This is a genomic window from Flavobacterium sp. TC780, assembly GCF_056783245.1.
Genome location: NZ_JBXBAV010000081.1, coordinates 43,513 through 49,512 on the forward strand (window position 1 = coordinate 43,513; position 6,000 = coordinate 49,512).

1 protein-coding gene and 1 pseudogene are annotated in these 6,000 nt (G+C 34.6%); both read left to right on the forward strand.

What is annotated here, in order from left to right; translation table 11 throughout:
• The first annotated feature begins 573 nt into the window (after window positions 1–573).
• The gene (locus tag AC1RYN_RS07875) at window positions 574–2,427 is read left to right on the forward strand and encodes an endonuclease (RefSeq protein WP_481806524.1); all 1,854 of its coding nucleotides are present in this window, start codon (window positions 574–576) and stop codon (window positions 2,425–2,427) included.
• Window positions 2,428–3,044: 617 nt separating this feature from the next.
• Window positions 3,045–5,922, forward strand: a pseudogene (gene purL / locus AC1RYN_RS07880) (phosphoribosylformylglycinamidine synthase); the annotation flags it as partial.
• Window positions 5,923–6,000 lie beyond the last annotated feature (78 nt).

Genomic DNA, 6,000 nt, shown 5'->3' on the forward strand with positions numbered 1-6,000 from the left:
TCTTTAAAACTTGGTAAATCTACGACTTAACTAAAAATAAATTAAAACTACAAAAGCTCACATCCCTTTATAATGACTAGCAAAGACGCTAAGGCGCAAAGCTTTCTTTAAAACTTAGCATCTCTGCGACTTAGCGAGAAATAAATTAAACATGTAAAACTCACCTTTTTTATAATGCTCGCAAAGGCGCTAAGACGCAAAGCTTTCTTTAAAAAAAACCATTAAAACTTGGCGAGCTACTAATGGTGATTCTTCCTTCGTCAGAAAGACAATATTGAGAAAAATGAGATCTTTAAAACTTGGTAAATCTACGACTTAACTAAAAATAAATTAAAACTACAAAAGCTCACATCCCCTTATAATGACTAGCAAAAACGCTAAGGCGCAAAGCTATCTTCAAATTAAATCTTTATAATAATTACGAGTAAGAAAAATGCTTCATAAATTAAACATCTCTTAACATAAGATATCCTCAAAAGATGTAGATTTGTTTGAATATAAAGCTAACCAACTCAAAATCATTTTTTTGATTCGTTTTATAAGCTCCATTTTTTAAACTCAAACTAATAAATTATGAAGAAAATCTACTCTTTCATTCTATTACTGCTTTTTAGTTTTGCAACTTTTGCACAAATTCCTTCGGGATATTACAGCACTGCAACCGGAACTGGTTACGCCTTAAAAACCCAATTGTATAACATTATAAAAGGTCATACCGATAATGGATATGCTGGTTTGTATACCACATATCAAACATCTGATATAGATAATTTTTATGAAAATGACGGAACAGTCTTAGACATGTATTCAGAGAACCCATCAGGAACAGATCCTTATAACTATAGCATAGCAACTACGCAACGATGTGGTAATTATTTGTCTGAAGGAGATTGTTACAACAGAGAACATATAATACCACAATCAATATTTAGTAAAAAAGCTCCAATGGTATCTGATGCCCATTTTATCACACCCACGGATGGGAAAGTAAATGGTATGCGATCTAATTATCCTCATGGAGTTGTGAATACACCAACTTACATTTCTCAAAACGGCGGAAAGGTGGGAGCAAATTCTACATCAGGTTATTCAGGAACTGTTTTTGAACCAATCAATGAATTCAAAGGAGACATTGCCCGAATGTATTTTTATTTTGCAACACGCTATGAAAATACTGTTGCTGGTTATAGCTATCCTATGTTTGATGGCTCTGGCGATAAAGTTTTTTCTGCTGCGTTCTTAAATATTCTTTTAGCATGGAACACACAAGATCCGGTAAGCGCAAGAGAGATTGCTAGAAACAATGCCATTTATGCACGTCAGAACAATCGAAATCCATATATAGACCATCCAGAATATGTTAATCAAATATGGAATCCTTCTGCTGATACGCAAGCACCAACAGCTCCTACCAGCTTAGCCAGTACATCAAAAACGGCCACTTCTATTTCTTTAAGCTGGTTTGCATCTACAGACAACGTAGCAGTAACAAATTATAATGTTTATGCAAATGGCGTTTTAAAAACTACAGCAACAGGACTAACAGCTACTATAACTGGCTTAACAGCTTCAACTAGCTATAATCTTACTGTTAAAGCAAATGATGCTGCAGGAAATATTTCAACAACAAGTAATACAATTACTGTAACAACAGATGCGGGTGGTGTAACAGACCCTGGAACTGCAACCGACTTATTATTCTCAGAATATATCGAGGGATCTGGAAATAACAAAGCATTAGAAATTCTGAATGTAACAGGTAGTCCCGTTAACTTGTCTGGATACACTATAAAAAGACAAACAAACGGAGCTGGAGCATGGAGTACGGGTCTTGCCTTAAACGGAACTTTAAATAGCGGAACTAAATTTACTATTGTAAATAATGTGATTACTTCTACCTGTTACCCTAAAGCGTCTGCCAATATTTCGACAACAGCTCCAGAACTTACATTTAATGGAAATGATCCTGTAGGTTTATTTAAAAACGGAGTACTTATTGATATTATTGGAACTTATAACGGAGGATCTGCAAACTTTGCTTTCGATGTAACTTTAAGAAGAAAATCGACTGTAACTTCTCCAAGCACTACATTTAATTTAAGCTCACAATGGGATTCTTTTACTGTAGACTCTTGTGAAAATTTAGGAAATCGCACCCTAAAAGTAACAAACCCTTCCGAATTAGCTTTAGATTCTGATGAAATTCATTTATATCCGAATCCTTCAGATGGTAACTTTTTTATTAATTTCGATAATTCAAATACCCCTTATGCAATTGAAATAATTTCGATATCTGGACAAAAAGTATTCGAAAAAGTAAACACAACCCTGCAAAATATAGCTGTAAGTAATCTACCTAAAGGATTATATATCGTTAAAGTGATAAAAGAGGAAAAAACCTTTATTAAAAAAATACTAATCAACTAATTACAAATTAAACATCTAGTAATTAAAAAGCGGCAATTTGTCGCTTTTTCTTGTTTCTGAAGATTTTAAAATTAATTTTTCACGCAGATTTTGCAGATAAAGAATATACAAAACCTCTAAAGAATTTATACAGATTTAATAATCCCCAATCAATTAATTCTGCTCACCCGAGCGATAGCGAACAGGCGAAGCAATCAGCCAAATCTGCGTGAAACAAAAACTTTGCGTCTTTGTAAAATTTAAAAGAAACATTTCCACAAAAAAACTTGCATTCAAGAAATATCTTTCACGCAGATTTTACAGATAAAGCAGATACAAAACCTCTAAAGAATTTATGCAGATTTAATAATCCCCAATCAATTAAATCTGCTCACCCGAGCGATAGCGAACAGGCGAAGCAATCAGCCAAATCTGCATGAAACAAAAATATTTGCGTCTTTGCAAAATTAAAAAAAAACGTACTGATCTGCGTTCCTACACATTACCATTAACCCTCTCGACATTCTGATGAAAAAAATCACTGTATTTTTTTTTTTAAAAGAGTTCGTTTTCAAATTTGCGCTTACTATTTATTTACACTAAATTTGCATCTAAATTACAACAAACTACACAACACAATGATTCATTTCTTTGAAAACCAAAGCAAAACTGTTTTTGCAGTACAAACGCAAAACGAAATTTCGGCTCAAGACATTTCAAAATTAAACTGGCTTTTTGCCAACTCCAATAAAATAGAAAAATCCGTACTAACGGATTTTTTTGTTGGTCCTCGTGCCACTATGATTACCCCTTGGAGTACTAATGCTGTAGAGATTACTCAGAATATGGGGATTTCGGGCATTATCAGAATTGAAGAATTTTATCCGGCAACTACTGAATTTTCAGATTTTGACCCGATGCTTTCACAAAAGTATACTGAACTGAATCAAGAAATCTTCACTATCAACGTACAACCAGAGGCAATTTTGGATATCGATGATATTGCTGCTTACAACAAAACCGAAGGGTTAGCTTTAAGCCAAGAAGAAGTAGATTATCTAGACAATCTTGCTATCAAACTAGGACGTAAATTAACTGACTCTGAAATTTTTGCTTTCTCACAAGCGAATTCAGAGCACTGTCGTCACAAAATTTTCAACGGAACTTTTGTAATCGACGGAGAAGAAAAAGAAACGTCTCTATTTAAATTAATCAAGAAAACATCTCAGGAAAACCCTAACGACATCGTTTCGGCTTACAAAGATAACGTGGCTTTTGTAAAAGGACCACGTGTACAACAGTTTGCTCCTAAAACAGCAGACAAACCAGACTTTTACGAAATAAAAGAATTTGATTCGGTTATTTCATTAAAAGCCGAAACACATAATTTCCCTACAACTGTTGAGCCTTTTAATGGTGCAGCAACAGGATCAGGAGGAGAGATTCGTGACCGTCTTGCAGGAGGACAAGGTTCATTGCCACTTGCAGGAACTGCAGTTTATATGACATCTTACTCACGTTTGAAATCCTTCGACTCCGCTCAGGATGACAGACCATGGGAGAATGCTATGGACGAAAGAAAATGGCTATATCAAACTCCAATGGATATCTTGATAAAAGCTTCAAATGGAGCTTCAGATTTTGGAAATAAATTTGGTCAGCCATTAATTACTGGTTCTGTTTTAACTTTTGAACATGAAGAAAACGACCGCAAAATTGGTTACGATAAAGTAATCATGCAAGCTGGAGGAATCGGTTACGGAAAATTAGATCAAGCCATAAAAAAGAAACCACAAGAAGGAGATAAAATCGTTATTCTTGGTGGAGAAAATTATAGAATAGGAATGGGTGGAGCTGCAGTTTCATCTGCAGACACAGGAGCTTTTGGTTCAGGAATTGAATTAAATGCAATCCAACGTTCTAACCCTGAAATGCAAAAACGTGCTGCTAATGCCATTCGTGGTTTAGTAGAAAGTGATAATAACCCAATTGTTTCTATTCACGATCACGGAGCCGGAGGACACTTAAACTGCCTTTCTGAACTAGTAGAAGAAACTGGTGGATTAATTGATTTAGACAAATTACCTGTTGGAGATCCAACTCTTTCTGCTAAAGAAATTATTGGAAACGAATCTCAAGAAAGAATGGGATTAGTAATTGGTCAAAAAGATATTGATACGTTACAAAGAATCGCTGACAGAGAGCGTTCGCCAATGTATCAAGTTGGAGATGTAACTGGAGATCACCGTTTTACTTTTGAATCTAAATCAACTGGGGCTAAACCTATGGATTATGCACTTGAAGATTTCTTTGGAAGTTCTCCAAAAACTGTAATGACTGATAAAACAATCAATAGAAATTATGCTGATGTTGTTTATACAGCAAATGATTTTGAAAGCTATTTACAAGATGTTTTACGTTTAGAAGCTGTAGCATCTAAAGACTGGTTAACTAATAAAGTAGACCGTTGTGTAGGTGGAAAAGTAGCCAAACAACAAAATGCTGGTCCATTACAATTACCATTAAATAATGTTGGTGTAATGGCTTTAGATTATTTAGGTAAAGAAGGAATGCAACTTCTATCGGGCACGCTCCTATTGCAGCTTTAATTGATCCTGTGGCAGGAAGCAGAAATGCAATTGCTGAGTCATTATCAAATATTGTTTGGGCTCCAATTAAAGATGGAATGAAAGGAATTTCATTATCTGCAAACTGGATGTGGGCTTGTAAAAACGAAGGAGAAGATGCACGTTTATACGCAGCTGTTGAAGGTTGTTCAGAGTTTGCAATCGAATTAGGAATCAATATTCCAACAGGAAAAGATTCTCTTTCGATGAAACAAAAATATCCTAATGACGAAGTAATCGCACCAGGAACGGTTATTATTTCGGCAGGTGGAAATTGTACTGATATTAAAAAAGTAGTAGAACCTGTTTTACAGAAAAACGGAGATTCTATTTATTATATCAATTTATCTCAAGATGCATACAAATTAGGAGGTTCTTCTTTTGCACAGATCAGAAATACTATTGGGAACGAAACTTCGACTATTAAAGATGCTTCATTCTTTAAAAATGCATTTAATACCATTCAGGAATTAATTGGTGAAGATCAAATTCTTGCTGGACACGATATAGGAAGCGGTGGTTTAATCACAACTTTACTAGAATTATGTTTTGCTGATATAAATCTAGGAGCAAAAATTGATTTCTCTGCTTTCGCAGAAAAAGACTTATTGAAAATCCTTTTTGCAGAAAATATAGGAATTGTTTTCCAAGCTAAAGCTGATGCTGTTGTTGAAGCTAAATTAAATGCAAGTAATATTGAATTCTTCAAAATCGGTTCTGTAACTACTTCTGAGACTTTAGAAGTTGGAAATTGGTCTTTAAACATTCCTAAATACAGAGATATCTGGTTTGAAACTTCTTATTTATTAGATCAAAAACAATCTAAAAACGGAAGAGCTCAGGCACGTTTCAAAATTATAAAAATCAAGTTTTAAACTATACTTTCCCAGAGGTGCTGCCTCCCTAACAACAGGAGCATGTATTAACCTTAGCAATACGCAACTGAACCGAAGAAGATGTGACTACA